Source organism: Agreia sp. Leaf210, assembly GCF_001421485.1.
Classification (GTDB): domain Bacteria; phylum Actinomycetota; class Actinomycetes; order Actinomycetales; family Microbacteriaceae; genus Agreia.
On sequence record NZ_LMKK01000001.1, the window covers coordinates 794,207 to 810,538 of the forward strand.

A 16,332-nucleotide genomic window follows, 5' to 3' on the forward strand; every position below is an offset into this window, starting at 1 on the left:
CCGTGACTCACCAGGCGATCTCCATCATGGAGGTGTTGAGGCCCGAGCCGACCCCCATGAGCAAGACGCGGTTGCCGCGCGCGAGCTTCGAGGATTCTTGAGCGAGCGTGATCGGAATCGACGCGGGGCCGACGTTGCCGAGCAGGGGGAACGTCACGGGCACCCGGGTGGCGTCGAGGTTCGCCGCCTTGACGATGGCGTTGGTGTGCACCGACGAGACCTGATGCATGATGTAGCGGTCCATGTTCGACCAGCTCCACTGACGCTTGGCGTCCTTCCAGGCGCTGACCACGAGCTCCATTCCGCCCTTCAGCAGCGCCTTCGCATCGGTGAACATGCCGTCGACGCTGCCGACGCAGAGGTCGTTGAACTGGGTCGCGGCGCGGGTGATGCCGCCGAGCATGCGGTGGCCTTCGGGGTGCAGATCGGCGCGACCGATCACTGCGGCCGCGGCGCCCGAGCCCAGCGTGAGGCTCGCGAACTCGCTCATGAAGTCTTTGCGCTTGATGCCCTCGCGGCCCAGGCGCTCGATGGTGTTGACCTGGATCTCGTCGGCGTCTTCGCCGTCGATGATCACGGCGTAGTCGATCTGGCCGGCGTCGATGAGCTGGCCCGCCAGAGCCATGCCGTTCACGAAGCCGAGGCAGGCGTTGGCGATGTCGAAGTTGGTGGCCGAGCTGGGCAGGCCCAGACCGTGGTGGATGCGCACGGCGACGGAGGGCTCGAGGTGCTTGCGGGTCACCGAGGTGTTGATGAGCAGGCCCACCTGGTCGGGGCGGATGCCCGCCTCGGCGAGCGCCTTCTTGCCGGCCTCGATGGCGGCGTCGTCGAAGGTCTGGCCTTCGCCCCAGTTGCGGCGCTCGTGCACGCCAGCCACGCGCTGCAGCAGCCCGGTGGGCAGCTTCAGCCGCTTGAGCGCGGGAGCGAGGCGACGATCGATCTCTTCGGATGTCGTGATTCGGGTCGCCATGGTGGTTGCGACCGACAGAAGTGCGACATTGCGGTGAGTCGTCGTAGCGTTTCCGTCCAACGGAGGTTCCTATCGAGTTGTGTTCGTGGGGTGCGGCTCGCAAACTGAGCGATCGTCCAGAGGAGAGTTTAGTTCCTCACAAGCTGGAGGTTGCCCTCCTTGACTCCAGCACCCCGGGCGCGGGTGTTCCCGCCGGGCGTCGTGGCCGGGCCACGGCGCCCGGCGGAAACACCGGCGATCGAGTCAGTCCTACTTGACCGCGGCTGCGACACCCTCGGCAAGGGGAGTGCTCTCGCGTCCCAGCAGGTGCTGCAGATCGCGGGACTCGGTGTACAGGTCGCCACGGCTCGTCGCGACCTCGAGAGCGGTGACGAAGCCGGCCGTTCCCGCGTCGAGTCCGACGCTCTCGAGCATCGCGGCGTACTCGTCGGGCGCCATGTCGCGGTACACGATGGTCGTGCCGAGCGCCGACGACAGAGCCGCCGCGAGGTCGGTCATCGTGTAGGCGGGGGCGCCGCCCAGCTCGTAGACCGCGTTCTCGTGGCCCGGCTGCACGAGCGCCGCAACGGCAGCCGCGGCGAAGTCGGCTCGCGTCGCGCCGGAGACGAGGCCGTCGCCTGAGGCTCCCACGATCTCGCCGGTCGCGCGGTACTGGTCGAGCTGGGCTACGAAGTTCTCGATGTACCAGCCGTTGCGCAGAAGGGTGAACGCGATACCGGATGCCCGCAGCGCCTCTTCGGTCGCCTTGTGCTCGGGGGCCAGCACGAGTTCGGTGGTGTCGGCGCGCATCACGCTCGTGTAGACGATACGAGAGACTCCGGCGTTCTTCGCCGCGTCGATCACGTTGCTGTGCTGCGCGACGCGCTGGCCGACCTCGCTGCCGGAGACGAGCAGAAGGGTGTCGACGCCGGCGAGGGCGGCGGCGAGCGTCTCGGGAGCGGAGTAGTCGGCGGCGCGCACCTGAACGCCCTGCTCGGAGAGATCGGCGACCTTCGAGGGGGTGCGCACCAGGGCGACGATGTCGCTCGCGGCGACTCCCGACTCGATGAGGCCGGTGACGGCGAGATGCCCGAGCAGTCCTGAGGCTCCGGTGACGGCGTATGTGGTCATGATTTCTCCTTTGTAGCGGGCTTTCGTTCGTGTAGCACTAACTATTACACAGTACCCACGAATGCGCAGCACACGCTACGATGAAGATATGACAGATCAGGAAACTCCGAGCAACGAGCTCGTCACGTCTGTCTTCGCGCGTGCCTGCATGTCGCGCGCCGCCCTGGAAGACGTGTCGACCAAGTGGTCGAGTCTCGCCCTTCTGGCGCTCGGCGAGGGCGACTTCCGCTTCAATGCGCTGCGCCGCAAGGTCGAGGGAGTCAGCGAGAAGATGCTCTCTCAGACCCTGCAGGCCCTCGAGCGCGACGGAATGGTGACCCGCGAGGTGCACTCCACGATCCCGCCCCGCGTGGAGTACTCCCTCACTGCTCTCGGAGCGCTGGTCGCCGAGAACCTGCGCGCCCTCGCCGACCTGCTCGAGGCATCCGCGCTCGAGATCGGCACGTCGCGCGCCACGTACGACGAGGCCCGCTCCGCCTGACGCGTCCGCGCCCTATCGGTGCATCCGCGCCCGGCCGTCTAGCAGCGGATGCGCCGAATGGGCGCGGTTACGGCCGGCGCAAGCGGGTCAGTGGCCCGTGTTGGTGCGGCGCGGAAGCGCGAAGACCAGCAGGAACGCCAGCACGGCGAAGCCGAGCGAGACGACCATCGCGGCGGCCGCAGCGTCCGTGAATCCGGTGGCCACGGCATCCGCCGTCTTGCCGCCGATCACCAGACTGCCGAAGAACACGCTACCGATCACCGCGATGCCGACGGCGCTTCCGATGCGCTGCACGGCGCCGATCACGCCGCTGGCGGCTCCGGCCTCGCGCGGGTCGACGGTCGCCACGATGAACTGCGCGTTCGGGGCGATGAAGAGTCCGTTGCCGAGTCCGGCGATCAGCAGCGGCGCGATGAGCAGCCAGTTGGTGAGGTCGGCAGCGTTGGTGAGCAGCAGCACGAGCCACAGCCAGGCCAGACCGACGACGACCAGCAGGGTGCCGATGATGAGCACGGTGCGGCCCAGGCGCTGGGTGAGCCTGTTGCTCTGCGAGCTGCCCACGATGCTTCCGATCGCGAACGGAATCGACACGATGCCCGACTCCAGAGCCGTGTGGCCGAGGCCGGACTGCCAGAGGATCGAGATCGTGAAGAAGATGCTGGTGAAGGCGGCGAAGTAGACCAGGGCGAGGATGACACCGCCGGTGAAAGCGGGGTGCGAGAACAGGCGCGGCGGCACGAGCGGACTGCGGCCGCGCTTGGCATACGCCACCTCCCACGCACCGAACGCGACCATGAGCAGGGCGCCCCCGATGAGCGACAGGATCGTCCAGAGGGGCCAACCCGTGTCCTGGCCCTCGATCAGCGGAACCAGCAACGCGATGAGGCTCGCCGATACCAGCACGAGCCCGATCCAGTCGAGGCCCGAACGGTCGGCGCGGCTCGCCTCCTCGTCGCTCTGCTTGGGCAGCAGGATGGCCGCCGCGAAGAGCGTCGCGATGCCGATGGGCAGGTTGACCCAGAAGACGAGCCGCCATCCGTCGGTCTCGCCGAAGGCTTGGATGAGCAGGCCGCCGATGATCGGGCCGAGGGCGGACGAAACCCCGATGACAGCGCCCATGATGGCGAACGCCTTGCCGCGCACGCGGCCGGGGAAGAGGAGCTGGATGAACGCGGTGACTGCGGGAACAAACATTCCTCCCGCGAGGCCCTGCACGACGCGGGCGATGACCAGCTGCACGTCGTCTTGAGCGAGGCCGCAGAAGAGGCTGGCGATCGTGAACAGGGCGAGTCCTGTGAAGAAGACCCACTTGTGCCCGATGCGGTCGCCGACCCGGCCGGCCGGGATCAGCGCGAGACCGAACGCGAGTGCGTAGCCGGAGATGATCCACGAGAGCGTGCCCTCGCTGGCGTCGAGCGTCGTGCGGATCGTGGGCAGGGCCACGTTGACGATCGTGGTGTCGAGCAGCGCCATGAACATGCCGGCGAGCAGAACGATGAGAGCCTGCCATGCCCGACGCGAGACGACGGGGGCGGCAGACGGAGAGGAGGAGGAAGAGGGGTTGTCGCCCCGGACAGTTTCAGCCACGAACGGGCCTTTCAGAATCAAAACCAGCCGCGCGAACAGATCGCACGAACGAAGCCCGGGTGCGGACGACTTGAGAATCATACGCTCGCATTCGCTTCGCGGCGCACCCCTTGCGTCGAAGCATGTGCGCGGGCGTTTCCCACCCCCTGTCCGCCGCGCCCCGGGCCGCGCTACCCTCGCCCCATGAGCGACTTCTTGGATCACTACGACGTGGCCGTCATCGGCGCGGGCCCCGCAGGAACGGCAGCGGCACTCCGGGCCGCCGAACTCGGCGCGAGCGTCGTCGTTCTCGAGGCGGCGCGAGTCGGCGGCACGTGCGTGAACACGGGCTGCGTTCCGACCCGGGTGCTGGCCAAGACGGCCCGCCTGATCAGGGAGACCCGGAACGCCGACGTGTACGGCGTCGAGGTCGCCGCTCCCACGATCGACTGGACGACCACGGTGGCGCGGGTGCGCGAGCGCGTCGATCGGGTGCGCTCGATCAAACGCGAGGCCGAACGATTCGCCGAGGCGGGCATCCATCTCATTCACGAGGGGCGCGCGCGCTTCGCCGACGACTCGACCCTCGTGCTCGACAGCGGACGCCGCATCACCGCCTCGTCGATCCTCGTCTGCGTCGGCGGCCACTCGAGGCGGCTGCCGATTCCCGGAGCAGAGCTCGCCACCGTTCCCGAGCACGTCCTCGACCTGCCGTCGCTCCCCCGTCGCGTCGCCGTGATCGGAGCGGGCAACACCGGTGCCCAACTGGTCACGGTGTTCAGCTCGTTCGGCTCCGAGGTCACCGTCCTCGACCTCGCGCCACGAGTGCTCATGCCCTCCGATCCGTCGGTGTCCGAGGCCGTGTCCGCCGCCTTCGTCTCGCAGGGAATCGACGTTCGCACCGGAATCGAGGGCGTCGACGGCCTGGCCCGAGCCTCCGATGGCAGCATCACCCTGTCGTGGCGAGATGCGGGCGAGGCGCACTCGGCCGACTTCGACGCCGTCATCATGGCGACCGGATGGCCGGCAGACGTCGAGGACCTCGGTCTCGAGAAGGCGGGCGTCGAGGTCGTGCGCTCGGCCATCCCCGCCGACGCGTACTTCCGCACGGTCGTACCGCACATTTTCGCGGTCGGCGACGCGAACGGTCGCGACATGCTCGTGCAGGCCGCGCAGTTCGAAGGCGAGGCCGCGGCCGAGAACGCCGTGCTGGGCGCGAACCGACGCACCCCGCACCACCTGCTGCCGGCCGGCGGATTCACCGACCCCGACTACGCGGGAGTGGGCCTCACCGAAGAACAGGCCCGCGGCCGCGACATCACCTGCGTGGTCGCGACGGTGCAGTTCTCGGCCGTCGACCGCGCGGTGATCGACGACAGGGAGACCGGCTTCTTGAAGCTCATCGCCGACCCTCGACGCGAGTTGATCCTCGGCGCGCACGCTGTGGGCGAGAACGCGATCGAGGTCATCCAGTCGGTGACCACGGCGATGGCGGCCGGGGTCGACGTGTCGACGCTGGCCAACGTGCGCTTCGCCTACCCGACCTACAGTGCCGTGATCGGCATGGCGGCGCGGGCGCTGCTGGCCGAGGCCCGGCCCGACATCGCAGCGGGCTGACGGCGTTACGGCGTCGTGCGGCTCAGCGCGACGAGCTCGCCGCGCGTGCGCACGCCGGCCTTGCGCAGCACGTTCGACACGTGGAACTTCACGGTGTTGGCGCTGACGCCCAGCTGCTCGGCGATCGCACGGTTCTGAGCTCCCGACGCCACGAGCTTCAACACCTCCCGCTCGCGGGGTGAGAACGAGACGACGTCGGCGAGGGGCTCGGGTGCGGCAGGGGGATCCAGCGGGAGCGTGATCTCGACCGACGATCCCCATCCGGGCGTCGCGGTCACGTCGAGGCCACCGTTCAGCGCGGTGACGCGTTCGGCGATCGGCCGGAGCGAATCGTCGTGCGGCGTGAGCTCGCCTGCCCCGTCGTCGCGGATGCCGATGAGCAGATTCAGGCCGTCGCAGTCCCACTGGATGCGCACCTTGCGACTCTCGCCCGCATCGACGAGGGCCAGCACGGCGCTGCGCACGATCGCGCGGGCCGCGTGCGCGACCTCGCCGGGAAGAGCTCGGCCGGTCGACGGCGGCTCGACGAACTGCACGTCGAGGTCGCCGAAGCGCACGAGCGGCCTCAGATCGCTGCGCAGCCGGGCGAACGCGCCCACCACCGGCTCCAGTTGGGCGCTCCACCGCTCGTCGCTCGCGGTGCGCAGACCCACCAGGGCGGATGCCGCCACCTCGATCGCCATGGCGCGGGATGCGCGGTCGTCGAGCCGCGTCGACCTCAGGACGGCGAGTACCGATTCGAGTGCCACGGCGTGCTGATCGGTCTGCTCGGAGGAGAGACGAGCCTGCTCGGCTCGCCAGCGCCTGCTCGACGCAGAGGAGACATCGTCGGAGTGATCGGGATCAGTCATCACGCCACCCTACCCGGGCCCCGCCGCACCTACCCATCGGTATAGGCAGAACCGGCCGCACGGGCGGGCGCAGCGTGATGCCGACCGGCCAAGACTGGAGTCATGAGTTCAGACGTGCCACGGTTCGACCGCTCCCTGCTCCTGATCGCCGACGAGTTGAAATCGGTCGTCGAGCGACTCACCTCCGGCGACGACGCTCACGCCGATGCCTCCCCCGCCGATGCGCTGGTCGATGAGATCGCGCGGGCCCGCAGGGTCTTCGTTCACGGCGCCGGCCGCTCGGGTCTCGCCCTGCGCATGACCGCCATGCGGCTGATGCACCTCGGCCTCGACGTGCACGTCGTCGGAGAGACCACCACGCCGGCGATCGCCGAGGGTGACGTGCTGCTCACCGCCAGCGGCTCGGGAAGGACCGAGAGCATCGTGCGGGCGGCCCGCACCGCGGTCGAGGCGAAGGCCCGCGTCGCGCTCATCACGACCGCCACCGACTCTCCCCTCGCCGAGCTCGCGTCAGCGACCCTCGTCGTGCCCGCCGCAGCCAAACTCGACAGGTCGATGACGGCATCCGCCCAGTACGCCGGCGGCCTCTTCGAGCAGACGGTCGTGCTGGTCGGCGACGCCCTCTTCCACACCCTGTGGCAGCGCTCGGGCCGCACCGCCGACGAGCTGTGGCCCCGGCACGCGAACCTCGAATGACCGCACGCCCCTTTTCAGACTTTCCCCTCCCATCCGCAACCCGAAGGAACACAATGAAGCTGCAGTTCGCCATGGACACCACCACCACCGAAGCCGCCCTCGAGCTGGCCGCCGCGGCCGCGCCGCACGTCGACATCCTCGAGCTCGGCACCCCGCTCATCAAGAGCGCCGGTCTGTCGGCCGTCACGGCCATCAAGGCCGCTCACCCCGACAAGATCGTCTTCGCCGACCTCAAGACGATGGATGCCGGAGAGCTCGAGGCCGACATCGCGTTCGCCGCGGGAGCCGACCTCGTGACCGTGCTGGGCACTGCCGGTGACAGCACCATCGTCGGCGCGGTGAAGGCTGCGAAGAAGCACGGCAAGGGCATCGTCGTCGACCTGATCGGCGTCGCGAACAAGCCCGAGCGCGCGAAGCAGGTCGTCGCCCTGGGCGCCGAGTTCGTCGAGATGCACGCGGGCCTCGACGAGCAGGCCGAGGAGGGCTTCACGTTCTCGACCCTGCTCGACGACGGCAAGGCATCCGGTGTGCCGTTCTCGGTCGCCGGCGGCATCAACGCCTCGACCATCGCCGCGGTTCAGGAGTCGGGCGCCCAGGTCGCCGTCGCCGGAAGCGCGATCTACAGCGCCTCCGACGTGGGAGCCGCCGCTGCCGAGCTGCGCGCCGCCATCGTCTAGGCCATCTGCTCTATAACGAACGCGGGTGTTCCCGCCTGCCGCGGTGGTTCGTCCACAGCGCTGGGCGGGAACACCCGCGTTCGTCGCATTCTGTGCTCACGACGCGGCGAGAAACCTGCCGCGCTCTTCGATGAGGCGTCGCAGATAGGGGGCGAGCGCCACCCTCTCGACAATGCGACCCAGAGGCCCGAACGGCGCCGCGAACTCAAGGCGATCGATCATGACCGAGCCCCCTTCTGCCGGCTCGAAACGGTGCTCGTGCCGAAAGCTCGCGAACGGGCCCCGGGTCTGCTCGTCGACGAAACGGTGGGGAGCATCGAATTCGGTCACGGTGCTCGTCAGCCTGAAGACGATGCCGAAGTGCCGTGCGCTCCACGTGACGTCTTGCCCCAGACCGATGAGTCCGTCAGTCACCCCGGCCACGGCCTTCTCGCCTGAGGCGGCCTGTGACCGGGTGTGACTGTCGATGCTTCTCGCTAGATCGAACATCTCGGGCTCGGTCTTGGTCGAGCGCGTCACGCACTCGAACGAGACGACCACGCGTCGGACCTAGAAGTCCCAGTCCTCGTCTTCGGTGACAACAGCCTTGCCGATGACGTACGACGAGCCCGACCCCGAGAAGAAGTCGTGGTTCTCGTCGGCGTTCGGCGAGAGCGCCGACAGGATCGCCGGGTTCACGTCGGTGACCGTCTTCGGGAACATGGCCTCGTAGCCGAGGTTCATGAGCGCCTTGTTGGCGTTGTAGTGCAGGAACTTCTTGACGTCTTCGGTGAGACCGACCTCGTCGTAGAGGTCTTGCGTGTACTGCACCTCGTTGTCGTAGAGCTCGTAGAGCAGCGAGAAGGTGTAGTCCTTGATCTCGTCGCGACGCTCCTGGCTCACCGTCTCGAGTCCACGCTGGAACTTGTAGCCGATGTAGTAGCCGTGCACGGCCTCGTCGCGGATGATGAGGCGGATCATGTCTGCCGTGTTGGTGAGCTTGGCGCGGCTCGACCAGTACATGGGCAGGTAGAAGCCCGAGTAGAACAGGAACGACTCGAGCAGCGTCGAGGCGACCTTGCGCTTCAGAGGGTCGTCACCGGTGTAGTAGTCCATGACGATCGAGGCCTTCTTCTGAAGGTTCTCGTTCTCGGTCGACCAACGGAACGCCTCGTCGATGTCTTTGGTGTTCGACAGGGTCGAGAAGATCGACGAGTAGCTCTTGGCGTGCACGCTCTCCATGAACGCGATGTTCGTGTACACGGCCTCCTCGTGAGGCGTGATCGCGTCGGGGATGAGGCTGACCGCACCCACCGTGCCCTGGATGGTGTCGAGCAGGGTGAGCCCGGTGAACACGCGCATGGTGAGCTGCTGCTCTGCGGGCGTCAACGTGTTCCACGACTGCACGTCGTTCGAGAGCGGGATCTTCTCGGGCAACCAGAAGTTGTTGACGAGTCGGTTCCACACCTCGACGTCTTTGTCGTCCTGGATCTTGTTCCAGTTGATCGCATTGACGTGCGACACGAGCTTGAGCTTCTCGACCATGACCTTATTTTCTTTCGTTGACTGAGCTTGTCGAAGCAGAGGATGCGTCCTGCGCTAGAGCGCGCAGCTCACGCAGCCTTCGATCTCGGTGCCCTCGAGGGCCATCTGGCGAAGACGGATGTAGTAGATCGTCTTGATGCCCTTGCGCCACGCGTAGATCTGCGCCTTGTTGATGTCGCGGGTGGTCGCCGTGTCTTTGAAGAACAGCGTCAGCGAGAGGCCCTGGTCGACGTGCTGCGTTGCCGCGGCGTAAGTGTCGATGATCTTCTCGGCGCCGATCTCGTACGAGTCCTGGTAGTACTCCAGGTTGTCGTTCGTCATGAACGGAGCCGGGAAATACACGCGGCCCAGCTTGCCTTCCTTGCGGATCTCGATCTTCGCCGCGATCGGGTGGATCGATGCGGTGGAGTTGTTGATGTACGAGATCGAGCCGGTGGGCGGCACGGCCTGCAGGTTCTGGTTGTAGATGCCGTGCTCCATGACGGATGCCTTCAGCTGGTCCCAGTCGGCCTGCGTCGGGATGTGCACCCCGGCCGTGTCGAAGAGCTCGCGAACGCGGTCGGTGGCGGGCACCCACTCGGCGTCGGTGTACTTGTCGAAGAACGCGCCCGACGCGTAGGTCGAGTCCTCGAAGCCCTCGAACTTGACGCCGCGCTCGATCGCGATGGCGTTCGAGGCGCGCAGCGCGTGGAACAGCACCGTATAGAAGTAGATGTTCGTGAAGTCGATGCCCTCTTCGGAGCCGTAGAAGATGCGCTCACGGGCGAGGTAACCGTGCAGGTTCATCTGGCCGAGGCCGATGGCGTGCGACTTGTCGTTGCCGTCTTCGATGGAGCGCACCGACGTGATGTGGCTCATGTCGGAGACCGCGGAGAGCCCGCGGATCGCCGTCTCGACCGTGAGGCCGAAGTCGGGCGCATCCATGGCCAGCGCGATGTTCATCGAGCCGAGGTTGCACGAGATGTCTTTGCCGATCGTGTCGTACGACAGATCTTCGTTGTACGTGGTCGGGGTGTTGACCTGCAGGATCTCGGAGCACAGGTTCGACATGTTGATGCGGCCCTTGATGGGGTTCGCCGCATTCACGGTGTCTTCGAACATGATGTAGGGGTAACCCGACTCGAACTGGATCTCGGCGATCGTCTGGAAGAAGTCGCGGGCCTTGATCTTGGTCTTCTTGATGCGCGAGTCGTCGACCATCTCGTGGTACTTCTCGCTCACCGAGATGTCACCGAAGGGCACACCGTAGACACGCTCCACGTCGTAGGGAGAGAAGAGGTACATGTCTTCTCCCTTCTTGGCGAGCTCGAAGGTGATGTCGGGAACCACGACGCCGAGGGAGAGCGTCTTGATGCGGATCTTCTCGTCGGCGTTCTCGCGCTTGGTGTCGAGGAAGCGCATGATGTCGGGGTGGTGGGCGTGCAGGTACACGGCACCGGCACCCTGACGGGCACCGAGCTGGTTGGCGTAGCTGAAGGAGTCTTCGAGCAGCTTCATCACGGGGATGATTCCCGAGGACTGGTTCTCGATCTGCTTGATCGGCGCACCCGACTCACGGATGTTCGACAGCAGCAGGGCCACGCCGCCGCCGCGCTTCGAGAGCTGGAGGCTGGAGTTGATTGCGCGGGAGATGGACTCCATGTTGTCTTCGATGCGAAGAAGGAAGCACGAGACGAGCTCGCCGCGCTGGGCCTTGCCCGTGTTGAGGAACGTGGGGGTCGCCGGCTGGAAGCGGCCGCCGAGGATCTCGTTGACGAGGTTGATCGCGAGCTGCTCGTTGCCGCCGGCAAGGCCGAGGGCCGTCATCACGACGCGGTCCTCGAAGCGCTCGAGGTAGCGCTTTCCGTCGAACGTCTTCAGCGTGTACGAGGTGTAGTACTTGAACGCGCCGAGGAAGGTGTCGAAGCGGAACTTCTTGGAGTAGGCGAGGTCGTTGAGCTTGGTGATGAACTCGAACGAGTACTGCTCGATGGTCGCGGCCTCGTAGTACTCCTTCTCGACGAGGTAGTCGAGGCGCTCGCGCAGCGAGTGGAAGAAGACCGTGTTCTGGTTGACGTGCTGCAGGAAGAACTCCCTGGCGGCCTCTTTGTCTTTGTCGAACTGGATCTCGCCGTTCGGGCCGTAGAGGTTCAGCATCGCGTTCAGCGAGTGGTAATCCATCTGCACCTGACCCGGGGTCTCGATGCGGTTGTGCTCTACTGCTGTTGCTGCGGGGACGTCCAAAACGCTTCCAATCCTTCGTGGACGGCGGTGACGTCGTCCGGGGTTCCGAATACTTCGAATCTGTAGAGGTGGGGAACTGCGCACTTGCGGGAGACGATGTCTCCCGCTTTGCAGAAGGCTTCACCGAAGTTGGTGTTGCCGGCGGAGATCACTCCGCGGATGAGGGATCGGTTGTTCTCGACGTTGAGAAACGAGATCACCTGCTTGGGAACCGCCCCACCCTCGGTGCCCCCACCATAGGTGGGGAGCACGAGGACGTAGGGTTCGGTGGCCATCAGTCTCGGCTGCCACTTGTGCAGTGGGATGCGATCGGCTGGCATCCCGAGCTTCTCGATGAAACGGTGGGTGTTGCCCGACACCGACGAGAAGTAGACCAGGTTCGACAGGGTGGGGATCGTGTCGACCACCGCTGCGAGTGACACGGGGTGACTAGCCGGCGAGACGGGCCAGCTCATCGATCTTGTCGGGGCGGAATCCCGACCAGTGGTCGTTGTCGGTGATGACGACGGGCGCCTGCAGGTAGCCCAGCTCCTTGACGGCGGCCAGGGCCTTCTCGTCGACCGACACGTCGAAGATCTCGTACTCGAGGCCCTTGTTCTCGAGGGCACGGTAGGTGGCCGTGCACTGCACGCAGGAGGGCTTCGTGTAAACCGTGATTGCCATGGAAATGCGCCTTTCAGACGAAGAAGGTGGGTGGACTGTTCTGTATTGGTTTCAGTGCTGGCGAGGTGAATATCGGACCGTTGGGCCCCGTCACCGTGCCGGGAGTTCAATACTACATATAGGGATGGGTCTCTTCGAGTGCCACTAGATGAAGTGTTACACCCGTGTAATTCTCCACAAGGAGTGCACATGGTTATCAACCGTTTGTCCACAAGAAAAATGCCTGGAATCCACGGTTGATCTCATCCGTTGTGGATAACTCGGCGTACGAAAAACTTTCCAAAAAAGATGCGGCGTTCAGCGCCCTCGGCGTGTCGCGTCGGGTGTCCTCGACCGCGACTTCACAAGGCGACCGATAGCCCACAGAACGACTCCGACACCGAGTAGAACCCCGGCGATCTCGTACTGCTCGACGGGTCTGCCCGACGACCACGGCAGCACCAGGTAGATGCACACGATCACGCCGAGCACGGGGAGCGCGGTGGGCGCGGTGAAGTGCTCGTGGTCGACTTTCTCGCGCCGCAGCACGAGCACGCTCACGTTGACCAGAGCGAAGACGGCGAGCAGCAGGAGCGAGGTCGTGCCGCCGAGGAGGATGACGAGCGGGTTCTTCGGGTCTATCGAAACGTACGCGGTGAGCGCGAGTGCGATGCCCGTGGTGAAGAGGATCGCCGCGAACGGAGTCTGCCGCTTGCTGTGCACCTTCGACAGGAACGAGGGAAGCACACCCCTCTTGCTCATGCCGTAGAGCAGCCTGCTCGCCATCATCATGTTGATCAGGGCACTGTTGCCCACGGCGAACAGCGAGATGAACGGAATCAGCGCCGAGATGGGAAAGTCGGGGGCCGCGGTCTGCACGACGGTGACCAGCGGGGTGTCGTTGCCGGCCAGCTCGCCGACGGGAACCACGGCGACGGCGATGATCGCCACGGTCACATAGACGATCGCCGTGATGGTGAGCCCCGACAGCAGTGCCCTCGGAAAGATGCGGCTCGGGTTCTTCACCTCTTCGACCATGTTGACCGAATCCTCGAAACCGACCATCGCGAAGAACGCCAGCGATGTCGCGGTGCTGATCGCCAGGAAGATGCTCTTGTCCTCCGGAGTGTCGAACGCGACCACCCGCGAGAAGTCGGCGTTGCCGCCGAAGATGGCGAAGCATCCGATGAGGATCACGAGCAGCAGCCCGGACAGCTCGACCAGCGTGAGCACCACGTTGAGCCCGACGCTCTCGGCCACGCCCCGCAGATTCACGGCCATGATCAGCAGCATGAAGAGCAACGCGACGACCAGCAGGATGCCGGGGTTCGTGCTGTCAAGGCCGAAGCCGGTGGCGAAGTTGCTCGCGAACGCGCCGGATGCGGCGGAGGCTGAGGTGAGCCCCGAGCACATCACGGTGAAGCACACGATGAACGTCGCGAAATGGATGCCGAAGGCCTTGTGCACGTAGAGCGCCGCTCCGGCGGCCTGAGGATACTTGCCCACCAGCTCGAGGTAGGAGCATGCGGTCAGCAGGGCCACGCCGAAGGCGACGAGGAAGGGGAGCCAGGCCGCTCCCCCGACCTCGGCCGCCACCTGTCCGGTCAGGGCATAGATGCCGGTGCCGAGGATGTCTCCGACGATGAAGAGGAGGAGCAGCTTGGGGCCCATGACCCGCTTGAGCTCTGACGGCTGCGACTGCTCGGAGTCACTCGCCTTCTCGTCGATCGTCATGATCCACCGCCCCTCTGCCCCCAGCCTGCACCCGAGACAGGGCCGCGGTCTAGCCCCGACGGCGCGCGGCTACGCCGAGAGCTCGCCCCGCAGCAGGGCCGCGCCCGCGCCCAGAGCCCCGAGCTTCGCGCGGGCGACGCTTCGAGGCAGGGGCGCCATGCCGCAGTTCGTCGAGGGGTAGAGCTTGTCGGCATCGACGAACTGAAGCGCCCGCTGCAGGGTGCTGGCGACTTCTTCGGGCGTCTCGATGGTGGATGACGCCACGTCGATGGCCCCGACCATCACCTTCTTGCCGCGGATGAGCTCGATGAGATCCATCGGCACGTGGGAGTTGTGGCACTCGAGCGAGACGATGTCGATGTCGGAGGCCTGGATCTTGGGGAAGATCCCCTCGTATTCACGCCACTCCGCGCCCAGGGTCTCCTTCCAGTCGGTGTTGGCCTTGATGCCGTAGCCGTAGCAGACGTGCACCGCGGTCTCGCAGGTGAGCCCCTCGATGGCTTTCTCGAGAACCGCGACGCCCCAGTCGTTCACCTCGTCGAAGAAGACGTTGAATGCGGGCTCGTCGAACTGGATGATGTCGACCCCCGCGGCCTGCAACTCCCTGGCCTCCTGGTTGAGGATCGTGGCGAACTCCCACGCCAGCTTCTCGCGGCTCTTGTAATGAGCGTCGTAGAGGGTGTCGACCATGGTCATGGGGCCGGGTAGCGCCCACTTGATGGGCTGATCGGTCTGCTCTCGAAGGAATCGAGCGTCGTCGACGAACACCGGCTTGTCGCGGGTGACGGCCCCGACGACGGTCGGAACGGAGGCGTCGTAGCGATCGCGGATCCTCACCGTCTCGCGCTTCTCGAAATCCACTCCGCCGAGGTGCTCGATGAAGGTGGTGACGAAGTGCTGCCGGGTCTGCTCGCCGTCGCTGACGATGTCGATGCCCGACTGCCGCTGATCCTCCAGCGACAGGCGCAGCGCATCGTGCGTACCCTCCACCAGCTCGTCACCGCTCAGCTTCCACGGAGACCAGAGCGTCTCGGGTTGGGCGAGCCACGAGGGCTTCGGCAGGCTTCCAGCGGTCGTCGTGGGGAGAAGCGTGTTCACGACCGTGCTCCCTTCAGATCGGCGTGATGGCGAGCGGCGTCGGTCGACCAGCTCTCGAGGATGGTCTTGTAGGGCTTCATGAAGTGCTCCTCGGCGAATCGGCCCTGCTCGAGCGCCAGCCGACTGCGCTCCTCTCGGTCGTAGACGATCGCCGTCGTCGAGAAGCTGGGGTTCGTGAGACTCGGCTGATAGCTCGCCCCGGCTGCGGAGTGGGCGTTGTAGATCTCCGGACGGTAGATCTTCTGGAAGGTCTCCATCGTGCTGATCGTCGCCGCCAGTTCGAGGTCGGTGTAGTCGTTCTGCAGATCGCCCAGGTGGTAGAAGGCCAGAGGGGCCACGCCGTTCGGCGGCATGAAGAAGCGCACCCCCAAGCCCATCTTCTCGAAGTAGGCGTCGGTCAACGAGTACTCGCTCTGGCGGTATTCGACACCCAGAATCGGATGCTGGTTCTCGGTGCGCGAGTAGGTCTTGCTACTCGAGACGCTCAGGCAGATGACGGGCGGCTTGCCGAACCGCTCAGCGTAGGCATCGGAGTGCAGAAAGCTCTTGAACAGATTGCCGTGCAGCTCGCCGAACCCCTGCGGCAGCCCCTCGGCCGAGGGCTTCGCGGCGTGGGCGGGCAGCACGATGCTGAAGTCGTAGTCCCGCACGTACGACGAGAAGTTGTTGCCCACGATGCCCTCGACGCGTTCACCGGAGCGGCGGTCGACGACGGTGGTCTGCAGCACCTCGATCAGCGGCACCGCGTCGCGGAGTGCTCCGCCGTCGATATCGACGCTCACAGAGATAATGTCGAGCTCGACCGAGTATCGCCCGCCGTCTTCGTCGTCACCGCGAACGAGTCCGTTGAAACGATCGTCGATCATCGTGAACGTACTGCGCAGATTCTGCAGCCGACTCTCTCCGCGAGCGAGGTTGGCGAAGTTGGTCGTGATGCGGGTGGAGGCCAGGGGGCTGTAGTCCTCGTCGAAACGAGTGGTTTCGATCGAGAAGGCGACGTTCGTCATCGACAGGACTCCGTGCCGGAGAGAACGATGTATGCGCCGCTGAGGCGAGCGTTCGTGATGGTGACCATGGCGGTGTGCTCCTCGAATGGGGAAGCCGCGATGGCGCGACTCCACGGATGGCGATGTCGCAGGCGTG

General features: G+C 65.7%; 16 protein-coding genes. 4 read left to right on the forward strand and 12 right to left on the reverse strand.

Annotation, left to right across the window (positions count from 1 at the left end; all coding sequences use genetic code 11):
• Nucleotides 1–7 precede the first annotated feature (7 nt).
• Together ASE64_RS03720 and ASE64_RS03725 are read right to left on the reverse strand one after the other, a co-directional pair.
• Nucleotides 8–1,030 carry a 3-oxoacyl-ACP synthase III gene (locus tag ASE64_RS03720; RefSeq protein ID WP_055776038.1) on the reverse strand — a complete coding sequence of 341 codons (1,023 nt, stop codon included), beginning with the start codon at nucleotides 1,028–1,030 and terminating at the stop codon, nucleotides 8–10.
• Between the two features lie 189 nt (nucleotides 1,031–1,219).
• Nucleotides 1,220–2,080, reverse strand: coding sequence for an SDR family oxidoreductase (locus tag ASE64_RS03725; protein ID WP_055776041.1), 861 nt, complete (start codon nucleotides 2,078–2,080; stop codon nucleotides 1,220–1,222).
• A gap of 88 nt (nucleotides 2,081–2,168) precedes the next feature.
• On the opposite strand from ASE64_RS03725, the gene ASE64_RS03730 reads away from it, so the two are divergent.
• Nucleotides 2,169–2,561 (forward strand): winged helix-turn-helix transcriptional regulator, encoded by a 393-nt coding sequence (locus tag ASE64_RS03730; protein WP_055776044.1) that lies wholly within the window; start codon nucleotides 2,169–2,171, stop codon nucleotides 2,559–2,561.
• 87 nt (nucleotides 2,562–2,648) lie between these two features.
• Here ASE64_RS03730 and ASE64_RS03735 read toward each other — a convergent pair whose 3' ends face one another.
• Nucleotides 2,649–4,148, reverse strand: coding sequence for an MFS transporter (locus tag ASE64_RS03735; RefSeq protein WP_055777416.1), 1,500 nt, complete (start codon nucleotides 4,146–4,148; stop codon nucleotides 2,649–2,651).
• A gap of 183 nt (nucleotides 4,149–4,331) precedes the next feature.
• Here ASE64_RS03735 and ASE64_RS03740 point away from each other — a divergent pair, with 183 nt between their 5' ends.
• Nucleotides 4,332–5,744: a dihydrolipoyl dehydrogenase family protein gene (locus tag ASE64_RS03740; protein ID WP_055776047.1), complete on the forward strand. Its 1,413-nt coding sequence runs from the start codon at nucleotides 4,332–4,334 to the stop codon at nucleotides 5,742–5,744.
• Nucleotides 5,745–5,749: 5 nt separating this feature from the next.
• Here the strand turns inward: ASE64_RS03740 and ASE64_RS03745 are convergent, their stop codons facing one another.
• On the reverse strand, nucleotides 5,750–6,595 hold the full coding sequence (locus ASE64_RS03745; protein WP_055777418.1) for a helix-turn-helix transcriptional regulator: 846 nt from the start codon (nucleotides 6,593–6,595) through the stop codon (nucleotides 5,750–5,752).
• A 102-nt stretch (nucleotides 6,596–6,697) separates the two neighbouring features.
• Here ASE64_RS03745 and hxlB point away from each other — a divergent pair, with 102 nt between their 5' ends.
• Entirely contained in the window at nucleotides 6,698–7,291 is a 594-nt protein-coding gene (gene hxlB / locus ASE64_RS03750) for a 6-phospho-3-hexuloisomerase (RefSeq protein WP_055776049.1), read from the forward strand.
• A 53-nt stretch (nucleotides 7,292–7,344) separates the two neighbouring features.
• Nucleotides 7,345–7,968, forward strand: coding sequence for a 3-hexulose-6-phosphate synthase (gene hxlA, locus ASE64_RS03755; protein WP_055776051.1), 624 nt, complete (start codon nucleotides 7,345–7,347; stop codon nucleotides 7,966–7,968).
• Nucleotides 7,969–8,064: 96 nt separating this feature from the next.
• Here the strand turns inward: hxlA and ASE64_RS03760 are convergent, their stop codons facing one another.
• The 8 genes from ASE64_RS03760 to ASE64_RS03795 all read right to left on the reverse strand — a co-directional run bounded on the left by ASE64_RS03760 (nucleotide 8,065) and on the right by ASE64_RS03795 (nucleotide 16,196).
• Nucleotides 8,065–8,508 (reverse strand): SRPBCC family protein, encoded by a 444-nt coding sequence (locus tag ASE64_RS03760; protein ID WP_235480480.1) that lies wholly within the window; start codon nucleotides 8,506–8,508, stop codon nucleotides 8,065–8,067.
• Between the two features lie 9 nt (nucleotides 8,509–8,517).
• On the reverse strand, nucleotides 8,518–9,492 hold the full coding sequence (gene nrdF / locus ASE64_RS03765) for a class 1b ribonucleoside-diphosphate reductase subunit beta (protein ID WP_055776053.1): 975 nt from the start codon (nucleotides 9,490–9,492) through the stop codon (nucleotides 8,518–8,520).
• A 54-nt stretch (nucleotides 9,493–9,546) separates the two neighbouring features.
• Nucleotides 9,547–11,652, reverse strand: coding sequence for a class 1b ribonucleoside-diphosphate reductase subunit alpha (gene nrdE, locus ASE64_RS03770; RefSeq protein ID WP_055776056.1), 2,106 nt, complete (start codon nucleotides 11,650–11,652; stop codon nucleotides 9,547–9,549).
• A 35-nt stretch (nucleotides 11,653–11,687) separates the two neighbouring features.
• Entirely contained in the window at nucleotides 11,688–12,101 is a 414-nt protein-coding gene (gene nrdI / locus ASE64_RS03775) for a class Ib ribonucleoside-diphosphate reductase assembly flavoprotein NrdI (RefSeq protein WP_235480514.1), read from the reverse strand.
• A 43-nt stretch (nucleotides 12,102–12,144) separates the two neighbouring features.
• Nucleotides 12,145–12,378, reverse strand: coding sequence for a glutaredoxin-like protein NrdH (nrdH, locus tag ASE64_RS03780; protein ID WP_044441583.1), 234 nt, complete (start codon nucleotides 12,376–12,378; stop codon nucleotides 12,145–12,147).
• Between the two features lie 297 nt (nucleotides 12,379–12,675).
• Entirely contained in the window at nucleotides 12,676–14,091 is a 1,416-nt protein-coding gene (locus ASE64_RS03785) for an APC family permease (protein ID WP_055776062.1), read from the reverse strand.
• Between the two features lie 69 nt (nucleotides 14,092–14,160).
• Nucleotides 14,161–15,189 carry a methionine synthase gene (locus ASE64_RS03790; protein WP_055776065.1) on the reverse strand — a complete coding sequence of 343 codons (1,029 nt, stop codon included), beginning with the start codon at nucleotides 15,187–15,189 and terminating at the stop codon, nucleotides 14,161–14,163.
• Nucleotides 15,186–16,196, reverse strand: a complete 1,011-nt coding sequence (locus tag ASE64_RS03795) for a putative oxygenase MesX (protein WP_055776068.1) — start codon at nucleotides 16,194–16,196, stop codon at nucleotides 15,186–15,188. The genes ASE64_RS03790 and ASE64_RS03795 overlap by 4 nt, the downstream gene beginning before the upstream one ends.
• Nucleotides 16,197–16,332: the final 136 nt, after the last annotated feature.